This window comes from Actinophytocola xinjiangensis (assembly GCF_001921215.1).
Taxonomy (GTDB): domain Bacteria; phylum Actinomycetota; class Actinomycetes; order Mycobacteriales; family Pseudonocardiaceae; genus Actinophytocola; species Actinophytocola xinjiangensis.
This window is the reverse complement of the sequence record NZ_MSIF01000005.1, coordinates 264,964-285,225: the sequence shown is the minus strand read 5'-3', so window position 1 is coordinate 285,225 and position 20,262 is coordinate 264,964. Positions and strand designations below refer to the sequence as shown.

The 20,262-nt window shown below is 71.7% G+C and carries 15 protein-coding genes, 1 tRNA gene and 1 riboswitch; of the genes, 9 read left to right on the top strand and 7 right to left on the bottom strand.

From position 1 onward, the window contains the following. The first annotated feature begins 41 nt into the window (after window positions 1–41). From metG to BLA60_RS13860, 8 genes are all read left to right on the top strand, one after another. Complete coding sequence (gene metG / locus BLA60_RS13895; RefSeq protein WP_075133249.1) at window positions 42–1,838, top strand: methionine--tRNA ligase; 1,797 nt, start codon at window positions 42–44, stop codon at window positions 1,836–1,838. A 68-nt stretch (window positions 1,839–1,906) separates the two neighbouring features. Further along, window positions 1,907–2,764 (top strand): TatD family hydrolase, encoded by an 858-nt coding sequence (locus BLA60_RS13890; protein WP_075133248.1) that lies wholly within the window; start codon window positions 1,907–1,909, stop codon window positions 2,762–2,764. A gap of 196 nt (window positions 2,765–2,960) precedes the next feature. Beyond that, window positions 2,961–4,523: a resuscitation-promoting factor gene (locus BLA60_RS13885; protein WP_084734900.1), complete on the top strand. Its 1,563-nt coding sequence runs from the start codon at window positions 2,961–2,963 to the stop codon at window positions 4,521–4,523. 17 nt (window positions 4,524–4,540) lie between these two features. Continuing rightward, complete coding sequence (gene rsmA, locus BLA60_RS13880; protein ID WP_245811969.1) at window positions 4,541–5,401, top strand: 16S rRNA (adenine(1518)-N(6)/adenine(1519)-N(6))-dimethyltransferase RsmA; 861 nt, start codon at window positions 4,541–4,543, stop codon at window positions 5,399–5,401. A gap of 89 nt (window positions 5,402–5,490) precedes the next feature. Next, a riboswitch (SAM riboswitch) is annotated at window positions 5,491–5,580 on the top strand. Window positions 5,581–5,767: 187 nt separating this feature from the next. After that, window positions 5,768–6,769: a methionine ABC transporter ATP-binding protein gene (locus BLA60_RS13875; RefSeq protein ID WP_075133247.1), complete on the top strand. Its 1,002-nt coding sequence runs from the start codon at window positions 5,768–5,770 to the stop codon at window positions 6,767–6,769. Between the two features lie 38 nt (window positions 6,770–6,807). Beyond that, a complete protein-coding gene (locus tag BLA60_RS13870) occupies window positions 6,808–7,770 on the top strand; it encodes a 4-(cytidine 5'-diphospho)-2-C-methyl-D-erythritol kinase (protein ID WP_075133246.1) in 963 nt (320 codons plus the stop codon). A 23-nt stretch (window positions 7,771–7,793) separates the two neighbouring features. Next, window positions 7,794–9,563, top strand: coding sequence for an ABC-F family ATP-binding cassette domain-containing protein (locus BLA60_RS13865; RefSeq protein ID WP_075133245.1), 1,770 nt, complete (start codon window positions 7,794–7,796; stop codon window positions 9,561–9,563). Between the two features lie 20 nt (window positions 9,564–9,583). Next, window positions 9,584–11,254, top strand: a complete 1,671-nt coding sequence (locus BLA60_RS13860; protein WP_075133244.1) for a fatty acyl-AMP ligase — start codon at window positions 9,584–9,586, stop codon at window positions 11,252–11,254. On the opposite strand, the gene BLA60_RS45480 is transcribed toward BLA60_RS13860, so the two are convergent. From BLA60_RS45480 to BLA60_RS13825, 7 genes are all read right to left on the bottom strand, one after another. Next, window positions 11,226–13,151 carry a DivIVA domain-containing protein gene (locus BLA60_RS45480; protein WP_075133243.1) on the bottom strand — a complete coding sequence of 642 codons (1,926 nt, stop codon included), beginning with the start codon at window positions 13,149–13,151 and terminating at the stop codon, window positions 11,226–11,228. The genes BLA60_RS13860 and BLA60_RS45480 overlap by 29 nt on opposite strands. A gap of 14 nt (window positions 13,152–13,165) precedes the next feature. Beyond that, a complete protein-coding gene (gene pth, locus BLA60_RS13850) occupies window positions 13,166–13,750 on the bottom strand; it encodes an aminoacyl-tRNA hydrolase (RefSeq protein ID WP_075133242.1) in 585 nt (194 codons plus the stop codon). Window positions 13,751–13,807: 57 nt separating this feature from the next. Next, the gene (locus BLA60_RS13845) at window positions 13,808–14,434 is read right to left on the bottom strand and encodes a 50S ribosomal protein L25/general stress protein Ctc (RefSeq protein ID WP_075133241.1); all 627 of its coding nucleotides are present in this window, start codon (window positions 14,432–14,434) and stop codon (window positions 13,808–13,810) included. 195 nt (window positions 14,435–14,629) lie between these two features. After that, window positions 14,630–15,610 (bottom strand): ribose-phosphate diphosphokinase, encoded by a 981-nt coding sequence (locus BLA60_RS13840; RefSeq protein ID WP_075133240.1) that lies wholly within the window; start codon window positions 15,608–15,610, stop codon window positions 14,630–14,632. Further along, the gene (gene glmU, locus BLA60_RS13835; protein ID WP_075133397.1) at window positions 15,607–17,076 is read right to left on the bottom strand and encodes a bifunctional UDP-N-acetylglucosamine diphosphorylase/glucosamine-1-phosphate N-acetyltransferase GlmU; all 1,470 of its coding nucleotides are present in this window, start codon (window positions 17,074–17,076) and stop codon (window positions 15,607–15,609) included. Before glmU ends, BLA60_RS13840 begins: the two co-directional genes overlap by 4 nt. A gap of 65 nt (window positions 17,077–17,141) precedes the next feature. After that, window positions 17,142–18,860 (bottom strand): GGDEF domain-containing protein, encoded by a 1,719-nt coding sequence (locus tag BLA60_RS13830; RefSeq protein WP_075133239.1) that lies wholly within the window; start codon window positions 18,858–18,860, stop codon window positions 17,142–17,144. Window positions 18,861–18,908: 48 nt separating this feature from the next. Beyond that, window positions 18,909–18,979, bottom strand: a tRNA-Gln gene (locus BLA60_RS13825). A 236-nt stretch (window positions 18,980–19,215) separates the two neighbouring features. Between BLA60_RS13825 and BLA60_RS13820 the strand changes: the two genes are divergently transcribed. After that, window positions 19,216–20,178, top strand: a complete 963-nt coding sequence (locus tag BLA60_RS13820) for an acyl-CoA desaturase (protein WP_075133238.1) — start codon at window positions 19,216–19,218, stop codon at window positions 20,176–20,178. Window positions 20,179–20,262: the final 84 nt, after the last annotated feature.

Below are 20,262 nucleotides of genomic sequence, written 5' to 3'. Positions count from 1 at the left end.
CGTTCGATCCGGACGGGTCCCTCTCCGTAGGCTAAGCCGACATGAGCATCCCCGTGTTGACCGCGGTGGCCTGGCCCTATGCCAACGGCCCCCGCCACATCGGTCACGTGTCCGGTATCGGCGTCCCCTCCGACGTGTTCTCCCGGTACATGCGGATGGCCGGCAACCGGGTGCTGATGGTCTCGGGCAGCGACGAGCACGGCACGCCGATCCTGGTCCAGGCCGACAAGGAGGGCCTGACGCCGCAGCAGACCGCCGACAAGTACCACCGGGTCATCGCCGAGGACCTGCGCGGGCTGGGCGTGACCTACGACCTGTACACCCGCACCACCACGGGCAACCACTACGAGGTCGTCCAGCAGATCTTCCTGGCCCTGCACCGCAACGGCTACATCCAGCCCAGGACGACCACCGGGGCGGTCAGCCCGTCGACCGGCCGCACCCTGCCCGACCGCTACATCGAGGGCACCTGCCCGATCTGCGGCTACGACGGCGCCCGGGGCGACCAGTGCGACAACTGCGGCAACCAGCTCGACGCGGCCGACCTGATCAGGCCGAGGTCGCGGATCAACGGCGAGGTGCCGAAGTTCGTCGAGACCGAGCACCTGTTCCTCGACCTGCCGGCGTTCACCCAGACGCTGGGCAAGTGGCTGTCCACCAAGACCGACTGGCGGCCCAACGTCCTCAACTTCACCCGCAACCTGGTCGACGACATGCGGCCCCGGCCGATCACCCGCGACCTGGACTGGGGGGTGCCGATCCCGCTCGACGGCTGGCGTGACCAGCCGCTCAAGCGGTTCTACGTCTGGTTCGACGCGGTCATCGGCTACTTCTCGGCCAGTGTCGAGTGGGCGCGGCGTTCCGGGGACAAGGACGCCTGGCAGCAGTGGTGGAACAACCCGGACGCGCAGGCCGTGTACTTCATGGGCAAGGACAACATCACCTTCCACGCCCAGATCTGGCCGGCGCTGCTGCTGGGCCACAACGGCGCCGGTGACAAGGGCGGCGAGCCGGGGCCCTACGGCGTGCTGAACCTGCCGACCGAGATCGCCTCCAGCGAGTTCCTGAAGATGAGCGGCGCGAAGTTCTCCACCTCGCGCGGCACGGTGATCTACCTGGGCGACTTCCTGCGTGAGTTCGGCCCGGACACGCTGCGGTACTTCATCTCGGCGGCCGGCCCGGAGACCCAGGACGTCGACTTCACCTGGGACGAGTTCGTCCGGCGGATCAACTTCGAGCTGGCCAACGAGTGGGGCAACCTGGTCAACCGCGCGGTGTCGATGGCGCACAAGAACGTCGGCGCGGTGCCCCGGCCCGGCACGCCGACCGCCGAGGACGAGGCGCTCAAGCGGCAGGCGGCCGACGCGTTCGCCACGGTCGGCGAGCACCTGTCGCGTTCGCGGTTCCGTGCGGGGATCACCGAGGCGATGCGGGTGGTCGGCGCGGCGAACAAGTACATCTCCGACCAGGAGCCGTGGAAGAAGAAGGACGACGTGGAGCGGCGGGACACCATCCTGCACACCGCGTTGCAGGTCGTGCAGGACGCGAACACGCTGCTCACGCCGTTCCTGCCGCACAGTGCGCAGAAGGTGCACGAGGCGCTGGGCGGGACCGGGACCTGGGCGTCGCAGCCCGAGTTGGTCGACGTCGAGGACCTGGATGTCGCCGGCAAGGTCAACCCGATCCTGACCGGCGACTACACCGCCGAGGCCGCTCGCTGGGAGTCGACGCCGATCGAGGTCGGCCGCCCGCTGGCCAAGCCGACGCCGCTGTTCGCCAAGCTCGACCCGAAGCTCGGCGAGACCGGCCCGGAGTGGGCGCCGATCGAGCCTGCCTGAACCGACCCACTCTCGCCGCACCGGATCCTCTCCGGTGCGGCGAGCTGCTTTCTGGACGAGGAGAGGCCGTGAACAGGTCGAAACCGAAGGCGCCGGCGCCCGACGAGCCGTTGCCGGTCGAGATCGTGGACGCGCACACGCACCTGGACGCGTGCGGGGCGAAGGACGCGGCCGACGTGACCGCCATGCTGGACCGGGCGGCGGCCGTGGGCGTCGGGCGGGTCGTGACGGTCGCCAACGACCTCACGGCGGCGCGGTGGGCCGCCGAGGCGGCCACCTGGGACGAGCGGGTGTTCGCGGCCGTGGCGGTGCATCCGACGCGCACGGCGGTGTTCTCCGAGCAGGACCGGGCCGTGGTGGCGGAGCTGGCGGGGCGGGACCGGGTGGTGGCGGTCGGCGAGACCGGGCTGGACTTCTACTGGGACTACTCGCCGCCGGCCGCGCAGGAGGAGGCGTTCCGGTGGCACATCGACCTCGCCAAGCGGGTCGGCAAGCCGCTGATGATCCACGACCGGGACGCGCACGAGGACATCTGGCGGGTTCTGGAGGCCGAGGGGCCGCCGGAGACGGTGGTGTTCCACTGCTTCTCCGGGGACCTCGAGTTCGCCCGGCGGTGTGTGGACCGCGGGTACGTCCTGTCGCTCGCCGGAACCGTGACATTTCGCAACGCGCGGGCGCTGCGTGAGGCCGCGGTTCACATTCCCACTTACCAGTTGCTGGTGGAGACCGACGCGCCGTTCCTCACCCCGCACCCGTTCCGGGGCCGGCCGGGCGAGCCGTACTGCGCCGCCTACACCCTCCGCGACCTTGCGCAGCTCAGAGGCGCGGATGTCGCCGAACTCGGAGCAGCTGTCGCGGCGAACGCGCAACGGGTTTTCCGTCTGCCGGCCGTCACGGCGCGTGAACTGAGGGGTCGCGAGGGGTGAGCATTGGTATGAACAGGGGCCCCGGACTACTCCATTCGTGGACGTGAGCGGGCTCACCTCGTTCCTCGAAGTGTTTGCGCAACCTGCCCGTCGCCGTTACTGTCCCGTGACCGTAGCCAGGACGAGGCGGTCCTGGGGAACCTGAACGAGAGGTTGTCGGGTTCTCCCACGGCCATTCTCTGGAGGTAACGACCCTGTGAGCGGATACAGATCCGGCGACCACGACGGATTCGGCAACGGTTTCGCCGACACCGACTGGTTCACCCCCGTCGAGGCACCGGCGGCCACCGCGACCGCTGTCCTGGACGAGGACTTCCGGGCCTGGCGCTCGGAGTTCCCGGACTTCTACCAGCAGGGCAGCGCCGCCTACGGGCAGCTCCCCGAGGCTGATCTCGACGCCTACTCCGGCTCGATCGCCATCACCCCCGACGACGTGCGCGTCGCCCTCGGCCCCCAGGCCGACGAGCTGATGGCCGTCGCGAACGTCGACGTCGACGAGCTCATCCGGCTGATCAACGCCGAGACGACCGTCCTGCCCGTCATCCCGGACGACCTGTCCGAGGTCCCCGGGCTGCCCCGGGTCCGCCGGCTGCCCGACACCGTCGAACCGGAGGACGACCAACCGGGTCTGGCCACCGGCATCAAGCGGTGGAAGAAGACCGTTCTGAAGGCCACGCTGGCCTCGATCCTGGTCTCGATGATCGGCGGCGGTGCCGCGGCGATCACGATGAACAAGTCGGTCACCGTCGACATCGACGGCAAGTCGCACGAGGTCAACACCTACGCGGCGACCGTCGGCGAGGTGCTGGAGGACGAGGGCCTCGCTGTCGGCAGCCACGACGCGCTGTCCCCATCGCCGCAGGCCAGCATCAACGACGGCGGCACGATCGTGCTGCAGCGCGGCCGTCAGCTGCACGTGACGGTCGACGGCGAGAAGCGCGAGTTCTGGGTGCGCGCCACGACCGTCGAGGAGGCCCTCAAGGCCGCCAACGTGTCGGTCGACGGCGCGTGGATGTCCCACGAGATGAACAGCTCGGTCCCGCTGTCCGGGCTCTCGATGGAGATCAAGACCCTCAAGAACATCACCCTGTTCGACGGCGGCAACAAGCCCCGGCCGATGGAGACCACTGCGGTCACCGTCGACGAACTGCTCGCCGAGCTGAACATCAAGCTGGGCAAGGACGACACCGTCACCCCCGGCGGCAACCTCACGATCACCACCGGCGCCGAGGTGCGGATCACCCGCAACGGCGTGACCGTGGTCAACAAGACCGAGAAGGTGCCGGCGCCGGTCCAGGAGGTCGAGGACCCCAACGCCGAGAAGGGCACCGAGGTCGTCCTCGACGAGGGTGCCCCGGGCGAGCGCATTGCCACCTACCGGATCACGGTGAAGAACGGCAAGGAGATCGCCCGCGAGGAGATCGGCTCCAAGGTCACCAAGAAGCCGAAGCCGAAGATCATCCGCATCGGCACCAAGCAGCCCCCGCAGCCGGTGATCTCCGACGGCGAGGTCTGGGACGCGCTCGCGCAGTGCGAGTCGACCGGCAACTGGGCGATCAACACCGGCAACGGCTTCTACGGCGGCCTGCAGTTCAGCGACGGCACCTGGGACGCCTACGGCGGCGAGCAGTATGCCCCCTACGCCCACCAGGCCACCCGCGAGCAGCAGATCGCCATCGCCACCAAGCTGCGCGACGCCAACGGCGGCAGCTACGCCTCCTGGCCGCACTGCTCCCAGAAGCTCGGCCTGCCCCAGTAGGGCACTAAGCTCGCCCGGTGGCGCGCGGCGGAACGGACAGCAGCTCCCTGCTCGGGCCGGCTGACGTGCGCCGGTTGGCGAGCGAGCTGGACATCCGGCCGACCAAACGACTCGGCCAGAACTTCGTGCACGACCCGAACACGGTTCGCCGGATCGTGTCGAGCGCCGGGCTGGACCCGGACGACGTCGTGATCGAGGTCGGTCCCGGTCTCGGTTCGCTGACCCTGGCGCTGCTGCCGGCCTGCGCGACGGTGCTCGCGGTCGAGATCGACCCGGTGCTCGCCGCCCGCCTCCCGCGGACCGTCGCCGACCGTGCCCCTGGCCTCGCCGACCGGCTGCGGGTGGTCGAGGACGACGCCGTGCGGGTCAGCGCGCGGCGCCTGGGTGCCGCGCCGGACGCCCTGGTGGCCAACCTGCCCTACAACGTCTCGGTGCCGGTGGTGCTGCACCTGCTGGAGGAGCTGCCGAGCCTGTCCAGGGCGCTGGTGATGGTCCAGGCCGAGGTCGCCGACCGGATGGCCGCCGGCCCCGGCTCCCGCACCTATGGCGTGCCCAGCGCCAAGATCGCCTGGTACGCCTGCGCCCGCCGGGTGGCGACCGTGCCGCGTGCGGTGTTCTGGCCGGTGCCCAACGTCGACTCCGCGCTGGTCCTGCTGACCAGGCGGGAGCCGCCGCCCGGTGACCGGCGGGCGGTGTTCGCCGTGGTCGACGCGGCCTTCGCGCAGCGGCGCAAGACCCTGCGGGCGGCCCTGGCCGGCTGGGCGGGCTCGGCGGCGCGCGCGGGGGAGCTGCTGGAGGCGGCCGGCATCGACCCGTCGACCAGGGGCGAGCAGCTCACGGTGGCCGACTTCGCGCGGCTCGCGGCGGTCGCCGGCTGAGTTCCGGTGCAGCTTCGGTGTGACGCCGCACGCGATCCACCGGATGGACGTTGCGATCTGCACCCACCGTCAGGTTGACTGGGTGCGGTTATCCATCCCGAGCGGCCGAGAGACCTGGCTCACAGACGCCGCAGCAACCACTCGCCGAGAGCAGGTGCTACCGCCAGGAACGATGGAGGAGTGAGAGCGATGGTCATGCTCACGACCAGGCGGGTCATCGACCAGTGCCGGCGCACGGTCACGGGCTGTCGTCCCGGGTGCTCAACCAGCTGATTCAGCACCACCCGGACCTCCCGACATCCCCCCAGCCCTTCACCGGGCTCACCTGGCATGCGAGTTTCCGCTCGCGCCTGACTGGAGCGCATCGTGATCACCCTGGAGAACCTCAGCAAGTCCTTCCGAAGTACTTCCGGCTCGGTCGTGGCCCTCGACGACGTCACCCTCGACGTACCGGCCGGTGTCGTGGCCGGCGTGGTCGGCCCGGCCGGTGCCGGCAAGTCGACCCTCGCGCGGGTGCTGTCGCTGCGCGAACGCCCGGACAGCGGCGTGTTCCGTTTCGACGGCCGCAACACCGGCATGCTCGACGAGCGCAGCCTGCGGGTCGCGCGGTCGCGGATCGGTGTCGTGCCGACCGGCGAGTCGCTGCTGGGGCAGCGCACGGCCGCCGGCAACATCGCGGTGCCGCTGGAGCAGGCCGGCATGGACGGCCCGGCGCGCCGTGAGCGCGTCGGCAAGGTGCTGGACCTGGTCGGGCTGACCGACCGGGCGGGGACCTATCCGGCGGAGCTGAGCGCCGGCCAGCGCCAGCGGGTGGCGGTGGCGCGGGCGCTGGTCGGTGACCCGACCGTCGTGCTCGCCGACGACCCGACCGCCGGGCTGGACGCCGACGGCGCCGCCGGGGTGCTCGCGGTGCTCGACCGGGCCCGCGCGGAGCTGGGCGCGACCGTGCTGGTCGCCACCCAGGACACCAGCGTGGTGCGGCGGATCGCCGACGACGTGGCGGTGCTCGAACACGGCCGGCTGGTGGAGAGCGGGCGGCTGCTGGAGCTGGTCGGCGACCAGGACAGCCTGGTCGCGCGGGCGGTGCTGCCGGCGATCGACGAGCCGGTACCGGGCGGGTACGCGGGTGTGGCGGACGTGGTGCTGATCGGGTTCGCGGCGGTCGGTTCGCTGCTGCCCGAGGCGACCAGCCGCTACGGCACCGACATCGCGGTGGTCGGCGGCGGGGTCACCAAGATCGGTGAGACGCCGGTGGCCCGGTTCCGGCTCGGCCTGCACGGCTTCGGGGCCGACGCGGCGCTGGGCTGGCTGGCCGAGCGCGGCGCGTCGGTGCACCGGCAGTCGGTCCGGGAGCTGGCGGTCGCCTGACCTGTGGTGGCCGGGCACGGGCGCCGTAGGCTGGGCTCGTGCTCGCTGTCGTGCCTCGCCCGGTCACCGTTCGCGTCCCGTCCAAGGTGAATCTCCACCTCGCGGTCGGTGAGGTACGCAAGGACGGCTTCCACGAGCTGGCGACGATCTTCCAGTCGTTGTCGCTGACCGACGACGTGACGGTGGCGATCGCCGACGAGCCGGGGGTCGAGGTCCAGGGCGAGGGCGCGGCGGCGGTGCCGACCGACGGCGCGAACCTGGCGTGGCGGGCGGTGGAGGAGCTGGCCCGCTACGCCGGCAAGGACGCCGACGAGCCCAAGGTGCGGGTGCTGATCCGCAAGGGCATTCCGGTGTCGGGCGGTATGGCCGGCGGCAGCGCGGACGCGGCGGCGACCCTGGTCGGCCTGGCGAACCTGTGGAAGCTGGAGATCAGCCGCGACGAGCTGGGCACGGTCGCCGCGGCCCTGGGCAGCGACGTGCCGTTCATGCTGCACGGTGGCACCGCGCTGGGCACCGGCCGGGGCGAGCGGATCGTGCCGGTGCTCAGCCGGCACACCTTCCACTGGGTGCTGGCCTTCGCCAGGGGCGGGCTGGCCACGCCGAAGGTGTACGGCGAGCTGGACCGGCTGCGGGGGGCCGGCGAGCCGCCGAGGGTGGGCGCGGTCGAGCCGGTGCTGGAGGCGCTGGCCTCCGGCGACGCCCGCCAGCTGGCGTTGCTGCTGGGCAACGATCTGCAGGCGGCGGCGGTGTCGCTGCGGCCGGGGCTGCGCCGCACGCTGCGCGCCGGGGTGAGCGCCGGTGCGCTGGCCGGCATCGTGTCCGGGTCAGGGCCGACGTGTGCGTTCCTGTGCGCGGACGCCGACGACGCCGTGCGGGTGGCGGCGGAGCTGTCCGGGGCGGGCGTGTGCCGCACGGTGCGGGTGGTGCACGGGCCGGTGCCGGGTGCGCGCGTGGTGAACGACGACGAGCCGCGTCCCCTCCCGCCGCAGGTGCACGCCTGAGCCGCCGGTAGCGTGGACGCGTCATGGTCAACCTGGTCAACCTCGAAGCGGTCGGCAAGAGCTACGGCATGCGACCGCTGCTTGACGGCGTGTCACTCGGTGTCGGGGTCGGGGACCGGATCGGTGTCGTCGGGCTCAACGGCGGCGGCAAGACGACGTTGCTGGAGATCCTCGCCGGCCTCGTGCCGCCGGACAATGGCCGGGTGAGTCGCGGCCGCAACCTGCGGCAGGCCGTCGTCACCCAGCGCACCGAGCTGCCCGAGGGGTCAACCGTTCGTGGCGCGGTGCTTGACCCGTTGGGGGTGACCGCCGATCACGAGTGGGCCTCCGACGCGCGGACACGCGGAATCATGGACGGCCTGGGGATCACCGCGCTGGGCGTGGACAGCCCGGTCGGCTCGATGTCCGGCGGCGAACGGCGCCGGGTGGCGCTGGCGGCGGCCCTGGTGCGCGAGCTGGACCTGCTGATCCTCGACGAGCCGACCAACCACCTCGACCTGGAGGGCGTGCGGTGGCTCGCCGACCACCTGGTCGCGCGGCGCACGGCGCTGGTCGTGGTCACCCACGACCGCTGGTTCCTGGACACGGTCGCCACTCGCACCTGGGAGGTCGTCGGCGGCCAGGTCGAGCAGTACGAGGGCGGCTATGCCGACTGGGTCTTCGCCAGGGCCGAACGCGCCCGGCTGGCGGCGACGCTGGAGGAGAAGCGGCGCAACCTGGCCCGCAAGGAGCTGGCGTGGCTGCGGCGCGGCCCGCCGGCCCGCACGTCCAAGCCGCGGTACCGGATCGAGGCGGCCGAGACGCTGATCGCCGACGTACCGCCGCCGAGGGACTCGGTGGAGCTGCTGGCCTTCGCCAAGCGCCGCCTCGGCCGCACGGTCCTCGAACTGGAGGACGTGTCCGTCCGCCTCGGCACCCGCACCCTGATCGACGACCTGACCTGGCGGATCGGTCCCGGCGACCGGATCGGCCTGGTCGGCGTGAACGGCTCGGGCAAGACGACGCTGCTCAAGTTGCTGGCCGGCGCCCTGGAGCCCGATTCCGGCAAGCGGATCGAGGGGCAGAGCGTGCGGCTGGCGTACCTGAGCCAGGAACTGCACGACCTGCCCGGCTCGCTGCGCGTGCTGGAGGCGGTGGAGGAGGTCGCGCGGCGGGTCACGCTCGGCAAGCAGGAGATGTCGGCCTCGCAGCTGGCCGAACGGTTCGGCTTCCCGGCGGCCAAGCAGTGGACGCCGGTGTCCGACCTGTCCGGCGGTGAACGCCGCCGGTTGCAGCTGGCGCGGCTGCTGATGGCCGAGCCGAACGTGCTGCTGCTCGACGAGCCGACCAACGACCTGGACATCGACACCCTCCAGCAGTTGGAGGACCTGCTCGACGGCTGGGCCGGCACGATGGTCGTCGTCTCGCACGACCGGTACCTGGTCGAGCGGGTCTGTGACTCGGTGTACGCGCTGCTCGGCGGGGGCGGGGTCACCCACCTGCCGGGCGGCATCGACGAGTATCTCGCGCGGCGCGACGCGGCCCTGGCCGTCCCGGCCCCGCCGGCCGCCGCGCCGCCCCCGGCCACGCGGTCCTCGGCGGCGCAGCGGCGGGCCGCGCAGAAGGAACTGGCCCGGCTCGAACGGCGGCTCGACACCCTCACCAAGCAGGAGGAGTCGCTGCACGCGGCGCTGGCCGAGGCGGCCACCGACCCCGAGCGGCTGCTGAAGCTGGACGCCGAACTGCGCACGGTGCTGGCCGAGAAGGCGAGCGTGGAGGAACTCTGGCTCGACGTGGCGGATACCGCCGAGTAACTCCATCTAGAGTTGATGTCATGAGTCGTTTCGTCGACAGGCTGGTCGAAACCGCGAACGGCGGTGGTCGGCAGCGCGGCGTCACCACCGGTGAGCCGAACGAGCCCGTGCACACCACGTGGGCACAGATCCACGAACAGGCGCGGGCCATGGCGGGCGCACTGGTCGTCGGCGGCCTGGCCAGGCACGACGCGGTCGCGGTGCTGGCCGCGGAGCCGGCGGTCATCGGCCCGGCGGTGCAGGCGGTGTGGCTCGGCGGCGGCAGCGTCACGATGCTGCACCAGCCGACTCCGCGTTCGGACCTCGCGGTCTGGGCCGAGGACACCCTGCGCGTGCTGAACATGATCGGCTCGAAGCTGGTGCTGCTCGGCGCGCCGTTCGACCAGCTCGCGCCCGTGCTCGAACAGCACGGCATCGGCTACCGGCTGATCAGCGACCTGGCCGGCGGCACCCCGCTGGCGTCGATCGTCGACGTCGACGACGCGGCGCCCGCGCTGCTCCAGCTGACCAGCGGGTCCACCGCCGACCCGAAGGCCGTGCGGATCACCCACGGCAACCTGCTGGCGAACATCACCGCGATGGCGACCCGCGCGGAACTCGACGAGAGCGGCGACATCATGGTGTCGTGGCTGCCGATGTTCCACGACATGGGCATGGTCGGCTTCTACACGGTGCCGATGATGATGGGCATCGAGCTGGTGAAGGTCACGCCGGTCGACTTCCTGAGCGCGCCGCTGCTGTGGGCGCGGCTGATCTCGAAGTACGGCGGGACGATCACCGCCGCACCGAACTTCGCCTACGCGCTGCTGGGCCGGCGGCTGGGCGGGGCGAGCGAGGAGTTCGACCTGTCGACGCTGCGGATCGCGCTCAACGGCGCCGAGCCGATCGACGAGAAGGCGGTGGCGTCGTTCGTGGCGTCCGGCGCGCGGTTCGGCATGCCGGCCGAGTGCGTGTTCCCGGCGTACGGCATGGCTGAGGGCACGCTGGCGATCTCGTTCGCGCGGCCGTTCATCGGGCTGCGGCTGGACCACGTCGACGCCGAGCGGCTGGAGGGCGAGAACCGTGCGGTGCCGGTCGACCCGGCGGAGGCGACCCGCTCGTTCGCGTTACTGGGCCCGCCGCTGGACGGTTTCGAGGTGTCGATCGTGTCGGCGTCCGGTGAGGTCCTCGGTGAGCGTGAGGTCGGTGAGATCCGGGTTCGCGGCGAGTCGGTGACCCCCGGGTACCTGACGGTCGACGGTCCGCTGGCGACCCAGGACGACGCCGGCTGGCTCGCCACCGGCGACATCGGGTACACAGTGGACGGTGAGATCGTCATCTGTGGCCGGGCGAAGGACGTGATCATCCTGGCCGGCCGCAACATCTACCCGACCGACATCGAACGCGCCGCGTCCACTGTGGAAGGTGTGCGGGCGGGGAACGCGGTCGCCGTCCGGCTCGACGCCGGCACCCGCCGCGAGCGGTTCGCCGTGGTCGTCGAGTCCAAACTGGCCGGTGAGGTGGCGGCGGAGAAGGTACTGCGCAAGGACATCGGCGCCAGGGTGTTCGAGGCGGTGAACGCGCGCCCGGTGGCCGTGGTGGTGCTGCGCCCGGGGACGCTGCCCAAGACCCCGTCCGGCAAACTCCGCCGCGCGGCCGCCGGCGAGCAGGTGGCCGACCAGATCAGAGTTCGCGCCGCCGAAGCTCAGTGACCCACGCCAGCCGGATCGCCTCGACCACCCCGGCGTGCAACCCCTGGCCGATGAAGAAGGTCCTGGCCAGCCGGAACCCGGCGACCTCGTCGGCCCGGGGCCCGTCCGGGTCGGTCGCGGCCCGGGTGAGCAGGGTCATCAGCCGCTCGACGTCGCCCGGACGGTAACCCCGCTCCCCGGGCGGCGCCGGCGGCAACGGCAACGCCAGCAGATCGACGTCGAGCACCCGCCGAACGGTCCCCGACCCCTCGCTGATCACCTCGGTCCCGATCACCAGCCCGCCTTCGGAAGCGGGGACATCCGGCGGGGTGACGGTGGCCGGCGCCTCGGCAGCCGTTCCGGAGGCCGACGGTGTGGGCGCGCTGGCTACTGGGGCGGCGGCTGGTGCGCTGGGCGCGGGAGCGCCGCCGGCTGTCGCTCTGGTGTCGGTGGTGGGCGCTGACGCACCGGGTTCGGGGGCGGCGCTGGTCGGGACGGCTCGGGTCGGGGTGGCGGCGGGTGCTTCGGTTGCCGCGTGCGTCCCGGTGGTCGGTTGGGTGATGACCGGCGGCGCGCTGGAGATGGGGGCACTGCCCGGTGTGGTGTTCGGGACGGCTGGGGCTGGTGCGGTGGTGGGTGCTTCGCGTGTCGCGCCGGTTCGGGCCGCCGGTGTTGGTGCGCCGGGTGCGGTGCTTCGGGTCGCGGGTGTCGGGGCGGTGACTGGGGCTTGGGCTGCGGTGGCCGGTGGTGGGGTGCGGACCGTCGGCGCGCTGGGGCCGTGAGCGGGGATGGCTGCTGGGACTGCCGAGTTGGTGTCGACGGCCGACACTGGCGCGCTGGTGTCGGCGGCCGCGCGGGTGGTGGGCGCTGGCGCACCGGTTTCGGGGGCCGTGTTGCCTGGGGCCGGGGTGGTGACCGGTACTTCGGTCGAGGCGGTGGTTCCGGTGAACGTTGGTAGGGAGTGGACCGCTGGCGCACCGGGAGTGGGGATCGCTTCGCCCGGTGCGGTGCTGGGGATCGCCGGAGCGGTGGTTGGTGCTTGGGTGGCGCCGGCCTCGGTGGCCGGCAGGGTGGCCGGTGCGCTGGGTGCGGTGCTGGCTGGCGCGCTGGTGTCGGTGGCCGGGCGGGTGGCGGGCGCTGACGCACCAGGTGCGGGCGGGGCCGGGGCGGTGCCTGGTGCCTGGGCTGTGCCGACCGGTGGGATCGGGACCGCTGTCGTCCTGGTTCCGGCAGCGGCAGCCATTGGCGTGGCGGCTGTTGGCGTGGCCGGCGGGGCGCTTCCCGGTGCGGTGTCGCGGACCGGTTCTGCCGTCGCGCTCGTCTCGGTGACCGTTGGCGCGTCGGTTTCGATGGCGGTTGTCGCGGCGGGCGCCGCCGGCGTGGGATCGGCGGCGGGCGCCGGGCGAACGGGGAACGGGGTGGGCCGAGGCCGGGGCTCGCTCACCTCGCTCACCTCGGCCGGCGCGGCCGTGCGGGTCGGCGCGGGGACGGAGGTCGCCGTGGTGGGTTGGGCGATCGCGGGGGAGGGGCGGGTGTAGTCGACCGGCGAGGACGGGGGGCGGCGGGTCGGGGCCGGAGCGGGAGTCGGGACCGGGACCGGCTCCGGGGGGACCGGGCGCAGCAGGGGGCTGGTGGTCTCCACCCGCGAACGCCGGACCAGCTCCGCCTCCACCAGGTCCAGGAAGTTGTCGACCTGGTCCTCGTGGTACCCACGCTTGAGCAGCGGCGCGGCGTCGAACACCACCTCGCGCACGTCCTGGGCGCTCAGGGTGTCGTCACCGAGCAGGGTGGACTGGACGCGGTCCAGGAAGTCGTCGACCTGGTCCTCGTGGTAGCCGCGGCGGCCAAGCGGCGCGCGGTCGAACGTCACGCAGTCGACGACCATCGGGGTCAGCGGGACCTCGTCCGGCTGCTGCATGTGCGCCTCCCGCGTCAGCGCGTGTGGAACAGGTTCTGTGCCGCTTCCAAACCCTTGCCGACCAGCGCCTCGGTCGCGTCGGCGCAGTGGTCCACCTGGAACGCCAGATCCTTGCGCTCGGTGGGCGAGAAGTCCCGCAGCACGAAGTCGGCCGGGTCCATCCGGCCGGGCGGTCGGCCGATGCCGAACCGTACCCGCAGGTAGTCCCGGGTTCCGAGCGACTTGGTGATCGAGCGCAGACCGTTGTGGCCGTTCTCGCCACCGCCCAGCTTGAGGCGGACGCCGCCGTAGGGCAGGTCCAGCTCATCGTGCACGACGACCAGCCGCTCGGGGGGGACTTTGAAGAAACGGGCGGTGCCCACCACGGGCCCGCCGGACAGGTTCATGAACGACCTCGGCTTGGCCAGCGCCACCCGCACGCCCTCCAGCCGGCCCTCCAGCACGTCCGCGCCGGCCTTGTGGCTCTTGAACCGGCCGCCCATCCGCGCCGCCAGCTCGTCGACCACCAGGAAACCGACGTTGTGCCGGTTGCCCACGTACCGCATCCCGGGGTTGCCGAGGCCGACGACCAGCACCGGACCGTCGTCGGGCGATGACATGGGACCTCACAGGACAAGCACCGGGCGGCCCCGCGCACGGGACCGCCCGGGGACGGATCAGCTCTCGGCGGCGACGGCCTCGGCCGGCTCCTCCACGGCCGGCTCGGCGCCCTCGGCGACCTCGCCCTCCATGTCCGCGGCGGTCGGGGCGACGTTGATCGCGATGACCAGCGTCTCGGGGTCGGTCAGCAGCTCCGCGCCGGCCGACAGCGTGACGTCCGAGGCCAGGATCTGGGTGCCGCCCCCGGCGCCCTCGATCGACACCTCGAACTGCTCGGGAATGTGCAGCGCCTCGACGGCCACCTGCAGCGTCGTCGCGTCCTGGGTGACCAGGGTGCCCGGCTGGGCGTCACCGGTCAGCACCACCGGCACCTCGACGGTGACCTTCTCGCCCCGCTGCACCAGCAGCAGGTCGACGTGCTCGATGTAGTTCTTGATCGGGTGCGTGGTGACCGTCTTGGTCAGCGCGAGCTCGCTCTTGCTGTCGATGTCGAGCGTCAGCACGGCGTTCTGGCCGTGCTCGCGGACGACGCGGGCGAACTCGATGGCGGGCAGGGCCAGGTGCTTGGGCTCGGAGCCGTGGCCGTACAGCACCGCGGGGATCTTGCCGTCGCGGCGGGTGCGGCGCGCGGCGCCCTTGCCGAACTCGGTACGTGGCTCGGCGGCGAGACGGACCTCGGACACGGTAGTGCACTCCTTGCTGAAGCTAGCTTCGAAGAGAGATTGACTCGGACGGCGGCGACCAGCGGCGACGGACACGAACACGAACGCGCGGCAACATGGCCGCCGCGTCGATCACGCCAGGCGTGACGCCTGCCCTCGCCGAGGCAACCTCAACAGTTTACGTGCAGGGTCGGCCGCGCCCTTCCTGGGGGCCGGTCAGGCGTTGCCGTCGAACAGACTGGTCACCGAGCCGTCCTCGAAGACCTCCTGGATCGCGCGGGCCAGCAGCGGCGCGATCGACAGGACCGTCATCTTCGGGAAGCGCTTCTCGTCGGGGATCGGCAGTGTGTTGGTGAACACGACCTCCTTGGCGCCGCAGTCGGACAGCCGCTGCGGGGCGGGGCCGGACAGCACGCCGTGCGAGGCGGCGACCACCACGTCGGTGGCGCCCTCGGCCAGCAGCTGGTCGACGGCCTTGGCGATCGTGCCGCCGGTGTCGACCATGTCGTCGATCACCACGCACAGCCGGCCGCTGACCTCGCCGACCACCCGGTTGGCGACGACCTCGTTGGGCCGGTTGGGGTCCCTGGTCTTGTGGATGAACGCGATCGGCACGCCGCCGAGGTCGTCGGCCCATTTCTCGGCGAGCTTCGTGCGGCCGGCGTCGGGGGACACGACGGTGATGTTGTCGTTGTCGTAGGTCTCGCGGACGTAGCGGGACAGCAGCGTCTGGGCGAACAGGTGGTCCACCGGGCCGTCGAAGAAGCCCTGGATCTGCGCGGTGTGCAGGTCGACGGTCATGATCCGGTCGGCGCCGGCGGTCTTGAACAGGTCGGCGATCAGCCGGGCCGAGATCGGCTCGCGGCCCTTGTGCTTCTTGTCCTGCCGCGCGTACGGGTAGAACGGCATGATCACCGTGATCCGCTTGGCCGACGCCCGCTTCAGCGCGTCCACCATGATCAGCTGCTCCATCACCCACTGGTTGATGGGCTCGGTGTGGCTCTGGATGACGAACGCGTCGCAGCCGCGTACCGACTCCTCGAAACGCACGAAGATCTCGCCGTTGGCGAAGTCGTAGGCCGACTGCGGGGTGATGCTGATGTTGAGGTGCTTGGCCACCTCCTCGGCCAGCTCCGGGTGCGCCCTGCCGGAGAAGAACATCAGGTTCTTCTTCGGCGTGCCGGACTTCGCGTTCATGACTCCTCCTCAGGAGCTGACTCGAGCGCCCGCGCCGCGGCGTCCGCCGCCGGCGTCCCCGGCCGGCGCCGCAGCACCCAACCCTCGATGTTGCGCTGTGTGCCCGCTGACACCGCCAGTGCTCCAGGCGGAACGTCCTCGCGCACGACTGTGCCGGCCCCGCTGTACGCGCCGTCACCGACGGTCACCGGTGCCACGAACATGTTGTCCGATCCGGTCCGCACGTGTGAACCCACAACCGTGCGGTGTTTGGTCACGCCGTCGTAGTTGACGAACACGCTCGCCGCGCCGATGTTGGACTGCTCGCCGATCGTGGCGTCCCCGACGTAGGACAGGTGCGGGACCTTCGACCCCGCGCCGACCTCGGAGTTCTTCACCTCGACGAACGTGCCGATCTTCGCGCTGGTCCGGATCCGGGTGCCCGGCCGCAGGTAGGCGAACGGGCCGACGCTGGCGCCGTCACCGATCTCGGACTCGTACGCGTGCGTGCGGACCACGCTCGCGCCGGCCCCCACCGCCACGTCGGTGAGCGTGCTGTCCGGGCCGACGACGCTGCCCTCGCCGACCGAGGTCGCGCCGCGCAGCTGCACGCCGGGCTCGATGACCACGTCGCGGGCCAGCTCCACACCGGCGTCCAGCCACACCGTCGCCGGGTCGACCATCGTCACGCCGGCACGCATCCAGCGCTGGCACAGCCGCCGGTTCAGCTCGGCGCCCAGCGCCGCCAGCTGCACGCGGTCGTTGACACCCTCGACCAGCCACGGGTCGGCGCAGACCCACGCCCCGACCCGGTGCCCGTCGCCCCTGGCGATGCCCAGCACGTCGGTCAGGTACTGCTCGCCCTGGGCGTTGTCGGTCGACAGCCGGCCCAGCGCGTCGGTGAGCACGGCCGCGTCGAAGGCGTAGACCCCGGAGTTGATCTCGCGGATGGCGGCCTGCTCGGGCGTGGCGTCCTTCTGCTCGACGATCGCGGCGACCGAGCCGTCGCCCTCGCGCACGATCCGGCCGTAGCCGGTCGGGTCGCCGACCGACGCGGACAGCACGGTGACCGCGTTGCCGTGCTCGGCGTGCTCGGCGAGCAGGCGGGTGAGGGTGTCGGCGTCGAGCAGCGGCGCGTCGCCGTAGGTGACCACGACCGTGCCGGTGAGGCCGGGCAGCTCGCCCAGCGCGCAGGCCACCGCGTGCCCGGTGCCGTGCTGCTGGTCCTGCACGGCGACCGTGACCGTCGCGTCGATGGCCTTGGCGACCTCGTGCAGGTGCTCGGTGACCGCCTCGCGGCCGTGGCCGACGACCACCGCCAGGCGCGCGGGCGAGAGTCCGGCGGCGGCCCGCACGGCATGCTCGACCAGGGTGCGGCCGGCCAGCCGGTGCAGGACCTTCGGCCGCGACGAGCGCATCCTGGTGCCCTCGCCGGCGGCGAGGATGATCGTGCTGATTTCGCCGAGCCCGGTTGAGCTCTCGACCATCAGCTCCACTCCTCTGGCAGTGATCGACTTCGGCGGAGACGTACTCGATCTCCGCGGAATCGATCCTACGTTGCCTCCGGTAGAACCCACGCGGGGTCGTGCTCGTCCTCGGCTCCGGCCGACTCGTCGTCCTCGCCGCCGGTGACCGCCACGACGTCGTTCCCGCCCTGGCGTTTGGCCTGGTACATCGCGGCGTCCGCGCGGGCGAGCGCACGGGCCGCGGTCTCGTCGGCACGCAGCGACACCACACCGACCGACAGCGTCACACCGTGGGAAAGATCATGGGGCAGCGCGGCGACCGCGTCGGCCGCCCGCCGCAGCGCCGCGGCGGCGGCAGTCAGCGGGGCGCCGGGCAGCAGCGCGATGAACTCGTCGCCGCCGTAGCGGGCGACCATGTCGCTGCCGCGCAGGGTGTCCCGCACGGTGCTGGCGATGACCCGCAGCACGTCGTCGCCGTCGGCGTGCGACAGGCTGTCGTTGACGCCCTTGAACCCGTCCAGGTCGACCAGGGCGATCGCCAGCGCGCCGCCGTCGGTGGCCAGCTCGGTGGCCAGTTCGGCCAGCCGCTCGTCCAGCGCGCGCCGGTTGGGCAGCCCGGTCAGCGGGTCCTGCAGGGCCTGGCGGGCGATGGTGCCGTGCCGGCGGGCCAACCGCTCGTGCTCACGGCGGGTGTCCAGCGCCGCGACCCGGGACTCACGCATGTCCCACAGCTGGGTTTCCAGCTCGGTGACGTAGTGACGCAGCGCGCCCGCCGACTGTTCGACGTCCTCGCCGGTCTCCCGCAGCCGGGAGAACTCGCGGATCAGGCACAGTTGCAGTGACGGCTCGGTGACCGTGTCGTCCAGGCGTTGGCGGACGGTGGTCAGCGTGTCCAGGGCGTCGGTGGTCCGGCCGTCGGCCTCCAGGCAGCGGGCCAGCGCGATGGCCACGAAGAACACCTCGCGCGGCGCGGCCAGCTCCAGCAGCCTGGTCAGCCGGTCGACGTGCCGGCCGGACGGCGCGGCCAGCGCGTGCGCCGCGCCGACGACCGCCAGTTGGTCGGCGGCCAGGCGGTCGGTGCGGCGCGGGAACAGCGACTCGCGGAACGGCGCCTCCACGTCGGAGGCCATGGCCGCGGCCCGGGAGAAGCGGGAGCCGGCGTCCTCGCCGATGCGCTCCAGGCGCAGCCCCCAGTTGAGCTGCATGCGGCAGACGGTGATCAGGTGCAGGGCGATGTCGTGCGGTCCTGCGCTGCGCCGGATGTGGCGGTGGGCGCGGCGCATGACCTGGTCGCCGACCTCGTAGACCCCCAGCTCCATCAGGACCAGGCCGAGGTCCATGAGGGTGGAGGCCATCAGCACGTCCCACACCCTCGGCCCGAACAGCATGTCCGGCGGGACCTTCTCGTCGAGCATCGCCAGGCCCGTGGCGGCCTCGGTGAGCGCCAGGTCCTCGTGGCCGGCGAGCAACATCCACTTGGCCCGCAGGGCGTGCGCGTCGGCCTGCAGGACGAGCAGGTCGTGGCGCTCGGAGTGGGTGAGCAGCTCGACGATGATCTCCTCGGTCGCCTCGGCGGTGGCGTCGCTGACCCGGATCACCGCCGCGGCCCGGAGTAACTGGCCGATCAGGCGGGGCTCGCCCCGTCGTCGGACCTCGGCGAGGATCCGGTCGACCTCGTGGGTGTGCCGCGCGCGGAGGCGGCGTTCACTCACCTGGGCGATGGCGAGCAGTTCGCGTGCGCGTCCGAGGAGCCATGCGTCAGAGCGATCGTCCAACGCCGGTAGGTCGACCTCGCCGCCGTCCACTCCTGGCTGCCACCTTCGTGTTGTGAACTGCCATCCACCTCAAGGCAGCTCCGCCGCCAGGGATCGAACCTGGACCATCAGAACCAAAATCTGAGGTGCTGCCTTTACACCACGGCGGACCGGTGGGCGTTGCTCGCGCGCTGCCCACGGTTGGACATCGTGGCATGCGGGCCCCGCGAGGGGCAGTGGTACCCGGCGAACTCGTGGCAAGCGCGTCCATTCGGGTGTGAGCTGGATCACGGGTGTGGCACACCGGTCGGGGTCTGGACCGGTCGCTTCGGATGTACTTACGCTGTCGTAGGTTACGACACCGTAGGTGAGGCTGACCTTACCCATGAGTAGTATTGAGGTACGCATGACGACGACCCTCGAGGAGACCTCCGGCACCGGTGGGCCCGCGTCGAAGGGACCGAAGCCGATCATCTCGGGCCGCCGCAACGGCTGGACCCAGTTCGGCGTCTACGTGTTCATCCTGACGCCGTTCGCGGCGCTGATCGCCGCCGTGCCCCTGGCCTGGGGCTGGGGCCTGAGCTGGCTGGACGTCGCCCTCGCGGCGGTGTTCTTCTACTTCACCGGTCACGGAGTGACCGTCGGCTACCACCGGTACTTCACCCACGGCTCGTACAAGGCCAAACGCCCGCTGAAGATCTTCCTGGCGATCGCCGGCAGCATGGCCGTGCAGGGCCCGCCGATCACCTGGGTGGCCGACCACCGCCGCCACCACGCCTTCTCCGACCGCGAGGGCGACCCGCACTCGCCGTGGCTCTACGGCACGTCACCGGTCGCGATGGCCAAGGGCTTCTGGCACGCGCACATGGGCTGGGTGTTCGACCGCGACACCACCAACAAGGAGCGCTTCGCCCCCGACCTGATGGCCGACAAGGACATCGTCCGGGTGAACAACCTGTTCTGGCTGTGGACCGTGATCAGCTTCCTGCTGCCCGCGCTGATCGGTGGCCTGGCCACCTGGTCGTGGTGGGGCGCGCTGACCGCGTTCTTCTGGGCCGGCTTCGTGCGGGTCGCGATCCTGCACCACGTCACCTGGTCGACCAACTCGATCTGCCACATGATCGGCGACCGCCCGTTCGTCAGCCGCGACAAGGCGGCCAACGTGTGGCCGCTGGCCATCCTGAGCTTCGGTGAGTCGTGGCACAACCTGCACCACGCCGACCCGACCTGCGCCCGGCACGGGGTGAAGAAGGGGCAGATCGACACGTCCGCCCGGATCATCTGGTTCTTCGAGAAGTTCGGCTGGGTGCACAACGTGCGCTGGCCGACCCCCCAACGACTGGCCAAGATCAGCGCCGGAGCCGAGTAATCCGGTCACGACATGTCGGCGGTTGCCCGTAGGGTGACCGCCGACAACGTTTCTCGGAGCGGGGGCTGATGGCGGTCAGGCGGC

Excerpts from the sequence above, each read along its gene's own strand:
- metG (WP_075133249.1), top strand. The coding sequence starts at position 42 with ATGAGCATCCCCGTGTTGACCGCGGTGGCCTGGCCCTATGCCAACGGC.
- BLA60_RS13865 (WP_075133245.1), top strand. The coding sequence starts at position 7,794 with ATGGTCAACCTGGTCAACCTCGAAGCGGTCGGCAAGAGCTACGGCATG.
- BLA60_RS13860 (WP_075133244.1), top strand. The coding sequence starts at position 9,584 with ATGAGTCGTTTCGTCGACAGGCTGGTCGAAACCGCGAACGGCGGTGGT.
- BLA60_RS45480 (WP_075133243.1), bottom strand. The coding sequence starts at position 13,151 with ATGCAGCAGCCGGACGAGGTCCCGCTGACCCCGATGGTCGTCGACTGC.
- pth (WP_075133242.1), bottom strand. The coding sequence starts at position 13,750 with ATGTCATCGCCCGACGACGGTCCGGTGCTGGTCGTCGGCCTCGGCAAC.
- BLA60_RS13840 (WP_075133240.1), bottom strand. The coding sequence starts at position 15,610 with ATGAACGCGAAGTCCGGCACGCCGAAGAAGAACCTGATGTTCTTCTCC.
- glmU (WP_075133397.1), bottom strand. The coding sequence starts at position 17,076 with ATGGTCGAGAGCTCAACCGGGCTCGGCGAAATCAGCACGATCATCCTC.
- BLA60_RS13820 (WP_075133238.1), top strand. The coding sequence starts at position 19,216 with ATGACGACGACCCTCGAGGAGACCTCCGGCACCGGTGGGCCCGCGTCG.